Annotated in this window: 16 protein-coding genes; 11 read left to right on the top strand and 5 right to left on the bottom strand. The window is 51.9% G+C overall.

What is annotated here, in order from left to right:
- Nucleotides 1-4: 4 nt before the first annotated feature.
- The gene (locus EKM71_RS05305) at nt 5-445 is read right to left on the bottom strand and encodes a CopY/TcrY family copper transport repressor (RefSeq protein ID WP_125573613.1); all 441 of its coding nucleotides are present in this window, start codon (nt 443-445) and stop codon (nt 5-7) included.
- A gap of 215 nt (nt 446-660) precedes the next feature.
- Here EKM71_RS05305 and EKM71_RS05300 point away from each other — a divergent pair, with 215 nt between their 5' ends.
- Entirely contained in the window at nt 661-1929 is a 1269-nt protein-coding gene (locus tag EKM71_RS05300; protein WP_125573612.1) for a D-alanyl-D-alanine carboxypeptidase family protein, read from the top strand.
- Between the two features lie 375 nt (nt 1930-2304).
- Here the strand turns inward: EKM71_RS05300 and EKM71_RS05295 are convergent, their stop codons facing one another.
- Both EKM71_RS05295 and EKM71_RS05290 read right to left on the bottom strand, forming a co-directional pair.
- A complete protein-coding gene (locus tag EKM71_RS05295) occupies nt 2305-4881 on the bottom strand; it encodes an ABC transporter permease (protein ID WP_125573611.1) in 2577 nt (858 codons plus the stop codon).
- Between the two features lie 8 nt (nt 4882-4889).
- Nucleotides 4890-5591, bottom strand: a complete 702-nt coding sequence (locus EKM71_RS05290) for an ABC transporter ATP-binding protein (protein WP_125573610.1) — start codon at nt 5589-5591, stop codon at nt 4890-4892.
- A 258-nt stretch (nt 5592-5849) separates the two neighbouring features.
- On the opposite strand from EKM71_RS05290, the gene EKM71_RS05285 reads away from it, so the two are divergent.
- The 3 genes from EKM71_RS05285 to EKM71_RS05275 all read left to right on the top strand — a co-directional run bounded on the left by EKM71_RS05285 (nt 5850) and on the right by EKM71_RS05275 (nt 9410).
- The gene (locus EKM71_RS05285) at nt 5850-7505 is read left to right on the top strand and encodes an FAD-dependent oxidoreductase (RefSeq protein ID WP_125573609.1); all 1656 of its coding nucleotides are present in this window, start codon (nt 5850-5852) and stop codon (nt 7503-7505) included.
- Between the two features lie 62 nt (nt 7506-7567).
- Complete coding sequence (locus tag EKM71_RS05280; RefSeq protein ID WP_125573608.1) at nt 7568-8413, top strand: aldo/keto reductase family protein; 846 nt, start codon at nt 7568-7570, stop codon at nt 8411-8413.
- Between the two features lie 409 nt (nt 8414-8822).
- Nucleotides 8823-9410 (top strand): sugar O-acetyltransferase, encoded by a 588-nt coding sequence (locus EKM71_RS05275; protein ID WP_125573607.1) that lies wholly within the window; start codon nt 8823-8825, stop codon nt 9408-9410.
- Between the two features lie 7 nt (nt 9411-9417).
- Here EKM71_RS05275 and EKM71_RS05270 read toward each other — a convergent pair whose 3' ends face one another.
- Entirely contained in the window at nt 9418-10299 is an 882-nt protein-coding gene (locus tag EKM71_RS05270; protein ID WP_125573634.1) for a LysR family transcriptional regulator, read from the bottom strand.
- A 117-nt stretch (nt 10300-10416) separates the two neighbouring features.
- On the opposite strand from EKM71_RS05270, the gene EKM71_RS05265 reads away from it, so the two are divergent.
- The 7 genes from EKM71_RS05265 to EKM71_RS05235 all read left to right on the top strand — a co-directional run bounded on the left by EKM71_RS05265 (nt 10417) and on the right by EKM71_RS05235 (nt 15303).
- Nucleotides 10417-10794 (top strand): DUF2255 family protein, encoded by a 378-nt coding sequence (locus EKM71_RS05265; RefSeq protein ID WP_125573606.1) that lies wholly within the window; start codon nt 10417-10419, stop codon nt 10792-10794.
- Nucleotides 10795-10812: 18 nt separating this feature from the next.
- Nucleotides 10813-11166, top strand: a complete 354-nt coding sequence (locus EKM71_RS05260; RefSeq protein ID WP_164504727.1) for a MerR family transcriptional regulator — start codon at nt 10813-10815, stop codon at nt 11164-11166.
- A gap of 140 nt (nt 11167-11306) precedes the next feature.
- Complete coding sequence (locus EKM71_RS05255; protein ID WP_125573604.1) at nt 11307-11948, top strand: NAD(P)H-binding protein; 642 nt, start codon at nt 11307-11309, stop codon at nt 11946-11948.
- A gap of 11 nt (nt 11949-11959) precedes the next feature.
- Nucleotides 11960-12874 (top strand): amidohydrolase family protein, encoded by a 915-nt coding sequence (locus tag EKM71_RS05250; RefSeq protein WP_125573603.1) that lies wholly within the window; start codon nt 11960-11962, stop codon nt 12872-12874.
- Between the two features lie 145 nt (nt 12875-13019).
- Nucleotides 13020-13616, top strand: a complete 597-nt coding sequence (locus EKM71_RS05245) for a DapH/DapD/GlmU-related protein (RefSeq protein ID WP_125573602.1) — start codon at nt 13020-13022, stop codon at nt 13614-13616.
- A 3-nt stretch (nt 13617-13619) separates the two neighbouring features.
- Nucleotides 13620-14282, top strand: a complete 663-nt coding sequence (locus EKM71_RS05240; RefSeq protein ID WP_125573601.1) for a putative quinol monooxygenase — start codon at nt 13620-13622, stop codon at nt 14280-14282.
- A gap of 13 nt (nt 14283-14295) precedes the next feature.
- Complete coding sequence (locus EKM71_RS05235; protein ID WP_125573600.1) at nt 14296-15303, top strand: aldo/keto reductase; 1008 nt, start codon at nt 14296-14298, stop codon at nt 15301-15303.
- A gap of 149 nt (nt 15304-15452) precedes the next feature.
- On the opposite strand, the gene EKM71_RS05230 is transcribed toward EKM71_RS05235, so the two are convergent.
- A complete protein-coding gene (locus EKM71_RS05230; protein ID WP_125573599.1) occupies nt 15453-17171 on the bottom strand; it encodes a hypothetical protein in 1719 nt (572 codons plus the stop codon).
- Nucleotides 17172-17204 lie beyond the last annotated feature (33 nt).

Below are 17204 nucleotides of genomic sequence, written 5' to 3'. Positions count from 1 at the left end.
CATACTAACAGCTCCCTTCGTAATCGGCTGGCAAACAATCGCAGGAGACTGCGGTAGGTGCCGTCGTTAGTTTGGCTTGTAAGTGACTAATTAGGGTCCGGATGTCGTCTTGGCTGAGCGTTGTCTCGTCAATTGCGTGGACGAAAGCCTTGCCGCGGCACATCGCACACATCTGATTGAGTTCAGTCGTTAGGGCGGTGTCCATGGCGGCTTGCTCGGCAATCAGGGGATGATAGATGTACTGACGACCATCCTTGGTCGTGCCCAATGCGCCCTTCTTAACCAGACGGCCAATCAGGGTTTTAATCGTAGCCGCTTTCCAATCGTGCTGGCGGCTTAGAATGTCAATGATGGTGTGGCTGTCGGCCTCACCTAAGGTCCAGACGATGCGCATTACTCGCCATTCGGCGTCGGTAATGGTGGCGGTTAATTCAGCATTTGGCATGTGCTATCTCTCCTTTGTCTACATGTGTAATCCTTATTCGATAAATTCAGTTTACAACTGTAAACGATGAGTGTCAAGAAAAAGATGTCGATCAGATTACAAATCGAATAATAAGACCTTAAAATTTGGGCAAGATTCCCATGAGACCCCCCATCCCTTGGTACAATTTGTATAATAGATGAAAAGTTTGCGTTACGAAAGGAGTAAATGTGCTGGTGATTGGGTTGAAACGATGGTTGCGATTGGGTGTGATTAGCGGGATGATTGCGCTAATTTTAGCACCGGGTCTACCGGTTAAAGCAGCGACGACGAATGTTAGCAAAGTCCCGGCCAGGGCAGCCTATGTGATGGATGCGACGAGTGGTCAGGTCCTCTATCAACAGAATGCGGATAAACGATACCCAATTGCGTCGCTATCGAAGTTACTCACGGTGTATCTCACCGTCCAAGCAATTAATGACGGTAAGATTGGATGGGATGATCAGGTCCCGATGGCCAATAACCTCATCAAGTTGAGCCACAGCTATGCCTATTCGTCCCTTCGCATGAAATCGGGGGATCAATTTACGGTGCGCCAATTAGTGGCCGCCGCCATGATTGCCTCGTCGAATAGTGCCGCGACTGCCTTGGGGGAATACGTTGCCGGAAGCAACGCCAAGTTTGTCGCACAGATGAACCAACAGAGCGACGAGTGGGGACTAGAGGCCCACTTCATTAGTTCCTCTGGACTAGATAATACCGACTTGAAGGACTATAACCTGGTATTGCCAGATACCGGCAAATCCGAAGAGAACCTGGTATCGGCCAAGGCTATTTCGATCGTGGCCCAACAACTTTTGAAGGCCGATCCAACAATCACTCAGATTTCCAGCAAGACTCAGGCGAGCATCAACGGCACCAAGATCTTTAATGAAAACAGCTGCCTTCCAGGGAAAAGCCAGTATAAGAAGGAAAGTCAGATCGATGGGTTGAAGACGGGCTTTACTGAGAATGCCAAGCTGTGTTTCACCGCCACCTATACGGTCGATGGTCAACGGATGGTTGCCACCATTCTCGGTGGGGACACCACGTTCTCCGCGATGAACAAACTCATCAAACAACTGAAGGCGAGTTACCAATTGGAGACGACACCGCTGTCCAGCCAAACGATCTCCCTGTCCAATGGCTTAGCCACCAAAGTGATGGCGCAACCAACAGCCTCACAGGCCGGCGTCTGGTACCAAGACAAGACCGCGGCCCTGACGACAAAAGTTGAAACCAAACTCACCCCGATTCAACTCAGCCGAGGAACGGTGGGGGCCGGTGATCCGGTGGCGCAGGCCACGGTGACGGATACCCAGACCGGCGCCAAACAACTGGTGACCTATAAGGCCCAGCAAGCAGCCACGGTCTTCGCGGAACGCGCTGTCTTTGCTGCCAAGCATCAAGCGGATCGGTTAATCCAGGCGCTAGTCACCCCAATGCAACGTGCGACAGCCAAATAACAACCGTGTACAATAGTTAGTGTAACCAAAAGCCCCGGAGGGTAAAGACTCCGAGGCTTTTTTCGGCTAGTTAGGACAATGTCTAAAGTGTGTGCCAGAGGGCGCGAGCATTAACGGTGCTAAGTGGAAGTCGACGGTCCGCTGTACACGGTTCAATCAGGTAAATGACAACCTATATAAAAGGGGCCATGACAATTATCATGGCCCCACAGGGAAAGCAAAAATTGACTTCATTCATTACAGATTATACGGAACAAGTTGGGTCTCACAAAGGCGCCGAAAAGAGCTAACGTGGCTGAAAAATCCAAGAGGCTGAAGTGTCCCCACAGCAGGCGGCCTTCTGGTCTTAAACCTAACTATGCTAGTCTAACCATGCTAGTCCACTGACTGCAAAGCATCGAGCATGTTAATTCGTTTGAGCTTTCGGTGCATAAGCCACATGACCAGTAGGCTAAAGGCCAAGGTCAACAACGCCGAGTAAACATAGCTCAGGGGATGGATTCCCGGCGAGAACATGAGGCTATCCGTCTCGGCGGTGTTGAGGATGTAGCTGTGTAACCAGTCTCCCATGAAACACCCGACGATAATACCCAGTCCCGTTAGAATCAAGTTTTCTCTAAAGATATACATCGTGACTTCATGGTCATAGAAGCCGAGAACTTTAATTGTAGAAAGTTCTCGAATTCGCTCGGAAACGTTGATGTTGGTGAGGTTGTAGAGCACGACCAGGGCCAAAGCTCCGGCGGCCACGACGAAGATGACCACGACTAGATTCATGGTGTCAAGCATCTGAAAGTTGGTCTTCTTCTCGGTACTGAGAAGGGTCACGTTCAGCATGCCTTTCGTCTTTAACAGGTCGCTGGCAAATTGGTTCTGAGCACGTTCACCGTGGTGGGTGAATTGGACGAGATTGCCATTGTAGACGGCCGGATGGTCAAACACCTGGCGGTAGGCCGTTGGTGACAAGTAAATGAAATGATTGACGTAATTTTCGGCAATGGCGGCGACCCGAATTGATTTTAAAGATCGATTGCCTAGTTTGACTGGCAAGCTGTCACCAACCTTGATGTGGTAGAGTTTGGCCAGCTTCTCATCGATAATGGCGCCGTGATCACTGAGCCGATAGGATCGATGAGTTTGCCGGTTACGCAAGACGACGAATCGTTTCAATTGCGTCGGGTGCTGAGGCACACTGAGCGTCGCCGTTTGATTGGCGACCCCATTTTTTTCAACGGTCACCTGAGACTGTTTTAACACGAGGTCGTGACGGTAGAGTGGGTGTTGAGACAAGGCGTGACGTTGCGCGGTGGTCTGTGACCCACTGCGGACCACGATAGCATCGTAGTGCCAGAGTTGGTCGAATTGTTTGCGGCTAATGTCACCAATGGAATCCTTGAGACCAAACCCCGTGATCATCATGGCCATGCATCCGGCAATTCCCAGTACGGTCATTAGCAGACGTTGCTTGTAGCGAAAGAGATTTCGTAGTGTGACCTTGTGGTTAAAGCTCAGGCGGCGCCAAAGGCTATGCCAATGTTCCAGCCACAGGGTCTTACCGGCTTTGGGGGCTTTAGGCTGCATCAGAACGGCGGGAAGGCTATTGAGATCGACACGCAAGACGATAGCAGCACTCCCCATGGTACAGGCGAGAGCGATGATGAGGGCGATACCAATATCCCCCCAAAGGTACTGCACGTTGATGGCAGGAAGATTGTACATACTGCCATAGGCTTGGGCAATGAACCGTGGGAAGAAGTTAACGCCAAAGCCCACGCCCAGGATGGTTCCCAGGAGACTCGCGAGTCCGCCATAGAGGAGAAATTCACTTCCGATAGCGGTGTTGCTGTAACCCAGGGCCTTTAGTGTGCCCATTTGAATTCGGAGCTCGGCAACCATTCGCGTCATGGTGGTTAGACAGATCAGAGCGGCGATGGCGATGAAGAAGAGGGGAAAGACCGTGGAGAGGGCCACAACGCGTTGTGTATTTTCATGATATTCGCTGTATCCCGGATTAGCAGCGCGCCCACTATAGAGGTAGGTCGGGCGGGCGATGGTCGCAATCTGAGCCTTGGCCCGGGCGATCTTGGCTTGCGCTGCCGTCAGAATGGGGGAATTGGCTGGCAATTGATCGGCCAGTCGATCGACTTTGACAGTTTTCGGTGCTAGTTTGGTTCGTGCCCGTCGTTGAAGCTGGGTCTGTCGTTTGGCCGCCATGGGTTTGAGCCATTGCTTGAGTTTCGTGGTGTTGGTCTTGTCTAAGCGTTTGTAAGCGGCGGAGTACGGGGTGACGGTCGTCAGGTTCTTGAATTGGATGTCGATGCGACTGGCGACGTTCTGAGTTAGGGTACCTGGTCTCACCAGTGCGAAGTAGTCCAGTGTGCCTTTCCCAACGTTAGTCACACCGCGCGTGGCCTTCTCAATGTATCGTGGTGAGGTCACAAAGCCCACAATTTTAAACGTTCGGCGGGTGAAGTGCCGGTTGAGCTTGCTTGTCGTCGCGATCCGATAGGTGTCTCCGAGCTTGAGGTTAGGCTGAAGAACTTGAGCTTGTTGGTCCAGGACAATTTCACTGGCCTTGTGCGGCAGGTGACCACTGACCACGGTGAGGCGGTTGACCCGTTGCTTAGCAGGGATCTCGGCGATGCGGACGGCGCGGTTAGTGTTGAGCTGATTAATGTCTAGATATTTAACTGGTTGATAGGTTAGAGCGTTGCGGTGACGATGTAGCACGGCCAGGTCATCTTTCGTAAGGCCAGCCGTGGACTGAACACTGTTAGTGGCGAGCTTTTGGCGCGCGTAATAGTCATCGGCGGCCTGTAGCATGTCGGGTCCGGTTGCCCGGATACCAGTGTAAAAGGCGACGCCGAGAAAGATAATCAACATAATTGAGAGAAAGCGGGCCTTTGATCGTCCAATCTCCCGCAGAATAGCTTTAAAGTAGGTTTTTGTCATTTTGCCACCTACCATTCAATCTGGGCAACGGGTGTCGGGTGGTCATTATGACGGACCGATTGAACGCGGGCATCATTGATGTGGATGACCTGATCACCCATCTCGGCAATAGCACTGTTGTGAGTGACAATGATAACGGTCATGTTGGTCTGCCGAGCCCCGTCTTGAATGACCTGGAGAACCTGTTTCCCCGTTTGATAATCCAGGGCCCCCGTAGGTTCATCACACAACAGGAGCTTGGGGTTCTTGGCAATAGCCCGGGCAATGGCTACCCGCTGCTGTTCCCCACCGGAGAGCTGGGCGGGAAAGTTGCCGGCTCGGTCGGCGAGACCCACCAGACGTAAGGTTTCCCCGACATCGTGGGCGTCCGCCGTGATTTGAGAAGCCAGTTCAACGTTCTCTCTGGCGGTTAAGTTGGGAACGAGATTGTAAAATTGAAAGACGAAGCCGACATCTTGACGCCGGTAGGTCGTGAGTTGTTTGGCATTCAGTTGGGCAATGTCTTGACCATCAATGAGAACTTGGCCACTGGTGGGACTGTCCATCCCGCCTAAGATATTGAGCAGCGTGGATTTACCAGCGCCACTGGGGCCGAGGATGGTGACAATTTCGCCTTGTTCGACGGCAAAGGAGATATCGTGATTGGCGATCGTTTTCTGGTTACCTTGGGTAAATTGACGTGTTTCATGTTTAACTTCTATGTAGGCCATGCGTTGTACCTCCTAATCTGATGGGACCGGTTTTCCTGTCGTGAATTGCTAGTCCAATTGTAGGCGGAAACGCCGGTTTGCGCAATGGGAAACGGTTACATTAAGGTATACTACATTTAGAGGCAAGAAGGGTCGACGCCAGCTGTGATTAAGGTTAAGTTTCTTGGGAGCTATTCGACTGGTGGTGTTGGCTGACTGAGTATGTGAACTTTGACGTGAAGTGGTTATTATAATTCAGGATAGAAAGAGGTTGTTCAAATGAAAGTTGTCATTGTAGGCGGTGTGGCCGGTGGGATGTCTGTGGCGACGCGGTTGCGTCGGCTGGATGAGCGTGCTGAAATTGTGGTTCTGGAAAAGGGACCCTATGTTTCATTTGCAAACTGTGGGTTGCCTTACTATCTGTCGGGAGAGATTGTCGATCGTGGTGATTTGATGGTTCAGACGGCGGATAAGCTGCGGAAACGATTTAATCTGGATGTGCGACCAAACCATGAGGTCACACAGATTTTGCCGGAGGAACACGCGGTCGTTGTTCGGCACGATGGGCAAGAGACCCGGGAAAGTTATGACCGATTGGTCTTGTCACCCGGAGCGACGCCCGTGGTGCCACCGATTGCGGGCTTAGATACTGCCGAAAATACCCACGTTTTACGGAACATTCCCGATCTCGATGGCCTCATGGCCGGGCTTAAGGCTGATCAACCAGCATTAGTCGTGGGTGGCGGATTCATCGGCCTAGAAGTCGCGGAAGCCCTGACGAAGCGTGGAGTTGCCGTGACTGTGGTGGAACAAGCTAATCACGTGCTACCAGCGTTGGATACTGAGATGGCGGCGTTTGTTGAAAATGAACTCCGTCGGCATGGCGTTCGTGTCGTGACTGGACAAGCCGTGGCGGCCTTTCAAGATCGCGGCCAGACGGCGGTTTTGACCGATGGAACCCAGATTTCCACAGGGTTAACCTTATTGGCCGTCGGCGTTCGTCCAGATACGCGTGTGGCCAAGGCAGCCGGGCTACAATTGGGCCTACGGGATGGAATCGTTGTCGACCGACATTATCAGACCAGTGACCCCGCTATCTATGCAGTGGGGGATGCGATTGTCGTTACGCAAGTGCTGGACGGGACGCCAACTTTGATTCCATTGGCGTCACCGGCTAACCGCCAGGGACGGCAGGTCGCTGATAATTTAGCCGGATTCGATCGGCCGAACCGAGGAAGCCTGGGGACTGCCATCGTGCGGACCTTTGACTTGACGGCTGCTGCGACCGGACTCAGTGAGCGGCAAGCACGTGAGAAAGGGCTGGCTACCAGCGTGGTGCATGTGCGGGGAACCAATCATGCTGGGTATTTTCCTGGTGGGACCCCACTACTCCTGAAACTTATCTTCAACGCAGATTCCGGCGTGATCTATGGCGCTCAGGGTGTTGGTAAATCAGGGGTTGATAAGCGGCTGGATGTCTTGGCAACCGCCATCAAGGGTGGCTTGACGGTGGCTGATCTGCCTGAATTGGAGTTGACCTACGCGCCACCATTTGGCTCGGCTAAAGATCCTGTAAACATGTTAGGGTACGCGGCACAAAACGTCATGGATGGCCTCAGTCAGTCGATTCAGTGGTCCGAACTCCCAGCAGCACTTCAAGCCGGTAAACGGGTGCTGGATGTGCGTAATCCCGCAGAACTTAATGCGGGTGTCTTTCCCAATTCCGTGACAATTCCGCTCAATGAACTGCGGGACCGACTGGACGAACTGGATCCCAAGCAGGCCTACGTGGTCAGCTGTTTCAGTGGGCAGCGTAGCTACATGGCCGAACGGATCTTACGGCAGCATGGGTTTGATGTGGTTAACCTGGATGGGGCATTTAACCTCTATCGCGCGGTTCGACCACAGGATTTAGTAAAACTTGAAACAAACTAGTTGCCTTCGAGTGGCCCTAAGGGGTTAAGCTATTAAGCATAAACTGAAATGGAGGAGACAGAATGCCAACAATTACAGATGAATTTACCTTAAATAATGAGTTAAAGATGCCCAAGGTTGGATTTGGAACCTGGCAAACACGGCCTGGTAAGGAAACTTATGACGCCGTGACCAACGCTCTAACGGCCGGCTATCGCTTCATTGATACCGCCAAAGCCTACCAGAATGAACAGAGTGTAGGTGAAGCCATCGCCGACAGTGATGTCGCACGCGAAGACATCTTCGTCCAAACGAAGTTACCTGCCGAATCGAAGAGTTACGATGCCGCAATGGCCGACTTCGAGAGTAGTTTAGCTGCCTTAAACCTGGATTATGTCGACTCTTACATCATCCACGCCCCATGGCCATGGGCGCAAATGGGCAGTAACCATGATGCTGAGAACCGTGACGTTTGGCGAGCCATGCAAGATATCTACAACAGCGGCCGGGCCAAGGCCATTGGGGTGTCTAACTTCAATTCCCATGACCTCGAAAATCTGTTAACGTGGGATGGCCTGACGGTTAAGCCGACTGTTGACCAGATTCAATACTACGTCGGTCACACGCAGGATACGATTGTAAAGACGGCAAATGATAACCAGATTCTAGTTCAGGCATACTCACCACTGGCAACCGGTGGCTTGGTCGATAGCCCAGAGCTCGAACGTGTGGCCGGTAATTACAAGGTTTCAATTCCGCAATTGGCCCTGCGGTTCGTCATCCAAAATGGCGTTGCTCCACTGCCAAAAGCCCGGGCAATGGCTCACGTTGAAGCCAATGCAAAACTCGACTTTGAAATTAACGACAAGGACATGGCCTTCTTGAACCGGCTGAGTGATGCCAACGGCTGGCATCCAGTTGGCGATTAAGCTAAGCGTGCAAAAATAAACGGTTAGCTCCGGGGCATGAATAATGCCTCTGGTCTTGAGTCATTACGGATAACGGGGTTAAGCCTGGCTATTTTGAAGGCTACCACCAGAATCAAACGGCGATGGCCGATCCGATTCCAGTGAATCAGACAAATCTAATGGTTTAACCAGCTACCACAAACTCAGTAACGAAAGCAGACAACAGTCAAACGAACTTGACTGATCAGACAGGTCACATTAAAAAGCCAAACCGACACTCCCCCGTCTCGGTTTGGCTTTTTTGGGGTTTGGTTTCTAGACGGCCGGCATGGCTATGCCTAAAAGTAATATATGATGATTTAATTTAAGTATTGGCTATGATCAATCAGACTCCCTATACTGGCCTTTATAACAAAAGGAGGTTATCAGTATGACTGAACCAGCAATTTTTCAGCGCGCTTTATCCGGGGAGCCTCTGGACTTCACCGGTGCAGACTTTCAACTTATCAGTCAGACCGTTCAAAGAACACAGGCGCTTTTGAAAAAGTTTAACCAGAGTGATCAAACGAATGACGAACGCCGTGCAACGCTCAGTCGGGTCGTGGGGTACAGCATCCCCGAGTCAACAGAGGTAAATGCCCCGGTTCACAGCGACTTTGGCCCACATCTTTTTATCGGCCAAAACGTTTACGTCAATCAAGGTGTGATGTTTGTGGATTTAGGCGGTATCTATTTGGCGGATGGCGCCTTGATTGGGCCGGGAGCCATGTTGATTACGGTCAATCATGTTGAAGATCCTGCCCATCGGCGCGACGTTTATGCGAAACCGGTTCATATTGAAAAAAACGCCTGGATCGGTGCCAAGGCCATGATTCTCCCGGGAGTGACGGTAGGTGAAAATGCAATCGTCGGGGCTGGGTCCATTGTGACCAAGGATGTGCCGGCTAACATGGTCGTCGTCGGATCACCAGCCCGGGTTTTGCGCCGCGTAAAGGGAACCACGCCAGATGAAGACTAAGCGTTGGTTAATTTTTAACTGGTGTCAACTCAGATCGAATCTGAGCCAGTAGCGCCTGCGCGGCAGTGGACAAGCGTTGGCCCTTTAACCAAACCAGACTAGAGCCGGACGAAATTCGTGGTTCTAGGGGCACAAAGGTGAGGTCGGATTGGTTCGTGTTGATAATGCCATCGAGGCCTAGCGCGCTCCCGACGCCAGCCGAGACCAGGAGTGAAGCGTTGTATAGCAAGTTATAGGTGGCAGCAACGTGCAGGTCATCCCAGTTAAGTCCAAAGAGGGCGTGGATACGTTGACTGCCACCCTGTTGCGGCAAAATGAGCGTTGTGTTGGCAATGTCAGCGAGACTTACGGTGGATTGCTGGGCTAGCGGCGAGTGATTCTGAACCAAGAGGCCCCAGCGACTCTCGCCGGGCAACCGTAAGAAGTCATAGTCGGTCTTGTCTGTGGGTTCCATGACGACGCCAAAGTCAAAGACGCCAGAGCTGAGCTGGTGATGGGTGTCACTAGCATCGGTACTGACGAGGTTGATCTGCACGTGCGGGTGTCGGCGATTCAGGTGACCGATGGCTTGGGCCACAGTCAACATGCTCCGCGCCTCGGCACTGCCGACGTAGACTGCCCCTCGAATATCTTGTTCCTGATGAATGTTGGCCAGCGTCTTATCGGTCAAGGACAGAATTTGTTTGGCCTGATTGGCGAAATATTCACCGTCGGCCGTCAACTGGATGTTGCGATTACCCCGCTCGAAAAGCACCGTGCCAAGCTCGGTCTCTAGTTCTTTGAGTTGCCGCGAAACCGTGGGTTGCGAGACATGAAGCCTTTCCGAAGCCTGACTGATATTCTTTTCCTGAACGACCATCAAAAAGTAACGTAAGACGCGTAGTTCCATCGTTGTCATCTCCTATAACTAATCTGTATAGCACCTAATTTGATCTAAGCATTCGACATATTGAAAGTCAACTCATAAGATAGGACTTGTACACAGCACAGAAAGGAACGAGGGTGGATGAAAAAATGGACCGTGCAACGGCTACGCGCCTTTGCCAACGCTGACGACCTACAGATTTCACCATTTTATAGCGATGGCCAGACCTATGGAACGCCAACTTGGATCTGGTCTGTGGTCGTGGGTGAGCACCTGTATGTGCGGGCTTGGAACGGGCAGCGTTCCTCGTGGTATCAAGCCGCGATGAGCCAGCGGGCGGGACGAATCTACTTGGATGGTCAGACCTTTCAGGTAGGCTTTAGTCCCAGCACAAGCGACGCTGATCTAACCGCACGGATTGATGCCGCTTATCGCCAGAAATATCAGGACAGTGCCTACGTTCAACCAATGTTAACGGCGGGTCCTCAGTCAGCTACCGTAGAAATTTTGCCAGCCTAGAAAGTGAGAGGAATGCCCATGAAAATCAATGAAGCCGCTAAGCAGTTACGAACCAGTGCGTGGACGCTCCGCTATTATGAGCAGATCGGGATTATGACACCGATCGCTCGAGTTAGTGGGATGCGAGACTATAGCGACACCGATATTGCGCAAATCAAGGGGATCCTGGATTTGCGCGACTGTGGCGTCACGATTGAGGAGATTAAACAGCTCCAAATGGCCGAATCGATGGGAGAACAGCGGGAAATCTTGATAGCTCAGGCCACAGCGTTACGCGCTCAAATTGACCACTTACAGACATCTTTGGAACGACTTGAGCTGAGGATTACCGAGCTGCCAACTCAGGTGCTGCAAACCAGTGCAGCCTGCTAGTGGAACCGTGGCCCTTTTAAACGGTTGAGGGTTAAAGGTTTCTGAGCACTCCTCATGGGTTAAGTAGCGTATCATAATGTTTATAAGTCGTCGCCAGTAAGGGACTAACTAATATTTGCGAACAATAGGAGGATTTTCAAATGACTAAAGTGATGATTATTGGTGCCAACGGGGCTATGGCCCGGATTTTAACGGAGCGCCTATTGCATGAAACCACGGCGACCTTAACGCTATTTTTACGGAACGCTGATCGCTTGAACCAGTATGCGGCTAATGACCGTGTCGCGCTGGTTGACGGGGATGTTTATGATACGGCAGCTGTTGCGAAGGCAATGGCGGGTGTTGATGTTGTTTACTCCAACTTAGGAGGACAAGATTTAGCGACTCAAACGCAGAGTGTGTTGGACGCCATGACGCAGACGAAGACAAAACGGCTGATCTATATCAGTTCACTGGGGGCACACCACGAAGTTCCTGGTAAGTTCGGAGAATGGAATGAAAAGATGATTGGGGCCTACTTGCCGGGATTCCGTGAGACGGCAGAGATCGTGGAAAAGTCTGGCGTGATCTTTACTGAGATTCGGCCGGCTTGGTTGACTGATAAGGATGAAGTTGACTATGAAGTGACGACCATGGCCGATGGGTTCAAGGGAACCGAGGTCTCCCGTCAGAGTGTGGCTGACTTTGCCTTCAAGGTTATTGCCGATCCTAGTCTGTATGCTAATGCTAGCGTTGGCTTGGATAAGGCAGGAACTGATGGCGACAAGCCGAGCTGGTACTAGGAGGCACGCCGATGACAGTTATTGATGTCTTTGCGCACGTCTTACCACCCCAGTTTTTGGCGCGAATGCAGGTGGATGTTCCCACCATTTTAGACCAGTTTCCCTACATGAAAAATACGCTCCTAACCGATCTGGCGACACATCGTGCGTCGTTACCCGCTGATCACCAACAAGTGATTTCCGCGGTTAATTTGAATCCCGAGGATGTCATGGCCCCCAAGCAGGCGGCTGAGCTTTGTCGCGCCGCTAACGCTGAGATTGCCGACATGGTGCGAACCAACCGGGATATCTTCCCGGCTGGCGTGGCGATGGTGCCAATGAACAACATCCCAGAAGCCCTCGCCATTATTGACGATCAGGTTGCCGGGAGCGATGCGCTGGTGGGCGTTCAGCTCTTCACGCAGGCTTTGGGTCAACCGATTACGGCGCCAGAGTATGAACCGATCTTCGCAAGATTAGCGGCGATCGGGGCACCCATTTGGCTTCATCCGGTCTTCGATACGCACAAGACGGATAACGAGCTAACCTTCAGTTGGGAGTACGAATTGACCCAAGCCATGAATAGCATTGTCGCCGCGAAGTACTTCCGCAAGTACCCGGACCTAAAGGTTATCGTCCATCACGCCGGGGCGATGGTCCCGATGTTTGGCCAGCGGATTAAATATATTCAGTCGGCTGAGAACTATGAAGATTTTCACCGTTTCTATGTCGATACCGCAATTCTGGGGAATCCCCGGGCGCTGGATCTGGCCGCTGATTTTTTCGGCAACGATCACGTGTTGTTTGGGACGGATTCGCCATTCGGTATTCCACCCGTGGGGCCGACCGCGGTGGTCGAACAAGCGGTGGCCGACATGCGGGTTTCAGAAACGGAGAAGCAACGGATCTTCAGCGGCAACTGGCGGCGATTAATGACGACCGACTAGTTGTCCGGTGGGGCATGCCACCCTGCGGTTTAGATTGATAAATTTCCACAAAAGGCGTTGGCCTTTAACTACAGCTGCGCACTTTTAAAGCATTCATGAGGACTGACTTCATTTATTTTTAAATGGTTAGGGGCAGATAAGAGTGATGACTGAACATGAAAAGTTATCAGCGGGTAAGGATTACGATTATCGTGATCCAGAACTTCAGCAGTTGATTGCACGAGGCAAGGCTCTGCTGCGAGTGATCAACACGAGTCAGGATACTGGCCAACGCGCGGCAGCCATGCAGGATTTCTTCGGACAGGCTGGCGACCGTCTCGTCATCAATGGTCAAATCAGTGCCGTCTATGGCGTACACATTTCGGTGGGCGACGATGTCTTTATTAATGGGAACTGTACGTTTCAGGATTCCAATCGGATCAGTTTAGGCAATCGGGTCATCGTTGCCCCCGATGTGAAGTTCTACTGTGGGGCGCATTCGTTAGATGCCACACAACGTTTTGGGATACGGCCAGATGGGACGCGTTACCTGGTTACCATGACCAAGCCAATTACTGTTGGTGATGACGTCTGGATCGGCGGTAACGTGACCGTGATCGGCGGGATCCACATCGGGAATAACGTCGTGGTAGGCGCCGGGGCGGTCGTCACCAAGGATGTGCCAGACAACACGGTCGTTGCCGGGGTTCCCGCACGGGTTCTCAAACCGCTGGCACCCTTGACGACGCCTAAAGGAGACTAATGTATGAACACACCGTTATTTCGCTTGTTTAACTTAAAGATTACGGCTAAGGAACGGGAAGCTTTTGCCAAGGTTGGCGAACGGAACCTCTTGACCTCAATTGAAAATGAACCGGGGACGCTGGCGATGTATACGAGTCATGTGGATCCAGCTGGCTTGGACAATCGCGTCATTGAGATCTACCGTGACACGGCTAGCTACGATCAACACGCGCACTCGCCACAGTTTGCGGCCTTTCGCGAGGTCGCTAAGCGTGCCGTGACACGTCAAGAAGTTAGCCAGCTGACCCCACGACTCTTGTTGGAAAAACCTACCCCCTTAAGAGGCGATGCATCACAGTTCAGCCAACTAACCGAGTTGACGATTCCGGTCGATCGAGCAGCGGCGTATCAGACGCTGGTGACGGCTAGCATACGACCAGCGATGGCCGCCGAAGTTGGTCTGTTGGTCGCGTTGGTGGGACAGGCTGTCGACGATCCGACGCGCTGGGTGATTTTTGAAGTCTTTCAAGATCTGGCGGCTTTTAAGGCCCATTGCCAGACCCCCGCTTTTCAGATTTATCAAACCGAATCTCGGTTGTTGATCACGACAGCTGATGCGACGGTCCTGACAGGCGATACTCTGGTTAATCAGGGTGGGTTAACCGTGATTAACAAAATTCAGTAAAGGAAGCCCAAAAATGAAATATACGAAATTAGGTCATACCGGTCTCGACGTTTCCCGATTGTGTTTAGGAACGATGGGTTTCGGTAATGCGTCTACGGGGATGTTTCCCTGGGTGATTGGTGAGGAGCCGAGTGAGGCGGTTATCAAGGAAGCCTTGGACCTCGGGATTAACTTTTTCGATACGGCCAACATCTACTCTCACGGGGACAGCGAACGGTTCGTTGGTCACGCTCTGAACAAATTGGCCGACCGAGACAAGATTGTTTTGGCCACGAAGGTCTTCTTCACGCCAACGGAGGGCCCCAACTTAGCAGGACTTTCGCGGAAGGCGATTCTTTCACAAATTGATCAGAGTCTGGAACGCCTTCAAACGGACTACGTCGACCTTTATATCATTCACCGGTGGGATTACACCACACCGATTGAAGAAACCATGGAAGCCTTAAATGATGTCGTCAAGTCGGGTAAGGCGCGTTACATTGGGGCCTCTGCCATGTTTGCCTGGCAATTTGAGAAGGCCCAAGCCGTTGCTGAACAACATGGTTGGACCAAATTTGTTTCGATGCAAAATCACCTGAACCTACTCTATCGTGAGGAGGAACGGGAGATGCTACCCCTGTGTGCTGATCAAGGAATCGCTGTGACGCCATACAGTCCCTTGGCTTCGGGACGGTTGACCCGTGATTGGGCCGGTGAAACGAAGCGCTATGCTACGGATAAGGTGGCTCGTGAAAAGTACAATGACAGCAAGGACTTAGACATGCCGATCATTGCGCGAGTCGGCGAGATCGCTAAAAAATATGGTGTCGAGCGGGTTCAGGTGGCCTTGGCTTGGCTCTTACAAAAGCCAACTGTGACGGCGCCAATCATCGGTGCCACTAAATCTAGCCACCTGCAAGGTGCCGTGAAGGCTTTGAACCTGAAGCTATCGGCCGAAGACATCGCTTATTTGGAAGCACCTTATTTGCCACATGAATTAGTGGGACCCTTGGCCGCGGATGAGATGAGCTTCACCCGGTAATTACGGTGAAGTTTTTTCGTACAGAATAGGAGATAGTGTGACAAAGGACGTTATTGACTGCCCTTAGTCGGACGTTCGGAGCATTCAAAAGGCCTGAGACTTTGTCTCAGGCCTTTTGAATGTGACTTGTTTCATTGTGTCGGTGAGTGTTAGTTAAACGTCCGGTTGACATAATCCTCAACAGTCCCGGTCTTGGCACCTTCGTTGACGCGACCGGTGAGTTTTACCCGATCACCAGCGGTCATCAGGACAGCCTTAGGGTAATCAGCGGTACCGATGGTCCAGAGGGTGTCCTGCCCCTTCAAGGCGAAGAGTACATTTTGGGTGTCACCATTGGGGATGACGACGACCCGTTCGACAGTGCCACTGGTTTTAAGGGTCTTGGAGGTTGTCGTTGAGCTGGCCGTCGATCCGGCAGAGGCGAGCTGGACGCGATATTGGTCCAGAGCTTGGGTAGCCGTGGTGGCGTAAGCCTTCACACTCTGATCGGCCGCCTTAATGTAGGCGTAGCTTCGGAAGGCCCCGGTGGAATCTAAGAGGGAGACGACCCAAGTTGGGGTGCCATCAATGTTGTACATGATGGGCATCGTGGCCGACCACTTCTGGGCAACGTATTCCTTCTCGGCAATTTTCTTGGCGCCATCGCTATCCATGACCCCGATGTTTTTACCGGTGTAGTAGGTTAGAGTCCCAGTTCGAGCGTTGATCATGGAGTAACCCATGGTCGAGTCAGCCCCGGTCTTGGGTGAGGTGAAGTCGTTAAAGTAGGAGATGTTACCATGCTTGTCGACGACTGGCGTGACGCCGTCTTCGGTTCCATTGCTGTTCGGGTCTTTGACGCCGGTCTTGTTGAAATGGGCGTTAAAGAAACCGTTACTGTACCAGCCGAAGATTTCATTCATTTCGGCTGCGGTTGAAGAGGCAATGGACTCGTTGATAAATTTCGGTGCACCGGCGGCTGAGTAAAGCTTGGTCTCGCCGGTCTTGGCGTTTAAGACCGCAACGTGCAGGCTCTTGTAGTTGATACGACTAGAGACCCCACGCGCCTTGTAGACCGTTTGAATGAAGTAGGGTTCCCCGTTATCCTTGATTTCCAGTTGGGGTTGCCCCTCCTGAACCCAGCTCGGGAAACGGTTATAGATCACGCGTTGTGCGTCATCGAAAAGATAGGCACTCGGCGTGTAGGTCATCGGTTGTTTGACGAATTTGGGTTCGGCATTGACGTTCGTTGCATCGATTATGAAGTAGCCAGGACTTTTCTTCGCCCGTTGCCAACGCCAGAAGCCGTCGAATTCGACGGGGGCGATGTAGACGGTCTTGCCCTTGACCACCTGGGTTTGAAGCGCGCCTAACTTGTAGTAGGAGGTATTGGGGACGGCACTCATGGCCTTATTCATCTTGTTCCGCACGGTCTTGGGGGCAATCGCGATAGGAGTGGCATCCTTATCCAGGAGCGGGGCGGTTTTCATCGTTTTAATTTTGAGGGAATTATAGACGGGCTTGACGCCGAACTTGGTTTGCGCGGCCCCGAAGAGACTAGTTAGAAAGAGTAGTCCTAAGATGCCGGCTGCGACGTTCAAGCCACGATTTCGGCTCCGGACACGTGGCCGGTTCTCGCCGGTTTCAATGACGACGTCAGGACTACTGAAGGCCAGAAATGGCAGGTAGCAGATACCGCTGATGACATTTAAGATGATCAGACTAAAGAGGGCTTTACTTGGTAGAACGATAAATACGGCGACCAGAGCGATCAGGTAGTAGGCGATGTAGACGCTAGCTAGGAGGCGGAGGTGTTGACGACGCTGAACAATACCCATGATCGCCATGATAAAGGCCGACAGGGTACAGAAGAAGGCAACTAACAACATGCGGATGAATTCCTTTCTTGAATGTGGTCTGAG

Source organism: Levilactobacillus huananensis (genome assembly GCF_003946145.1).
GTDB classification, from domain to species: Bacteria; Bacillota; Bacilli; order Lactobacillales; family Lactobacillaceae; genus Levilactobacillus; species Levilactobacillus huananensis.
This window is presented reverse-complemented; position numbering and strand designations above follow the sequence as displayed.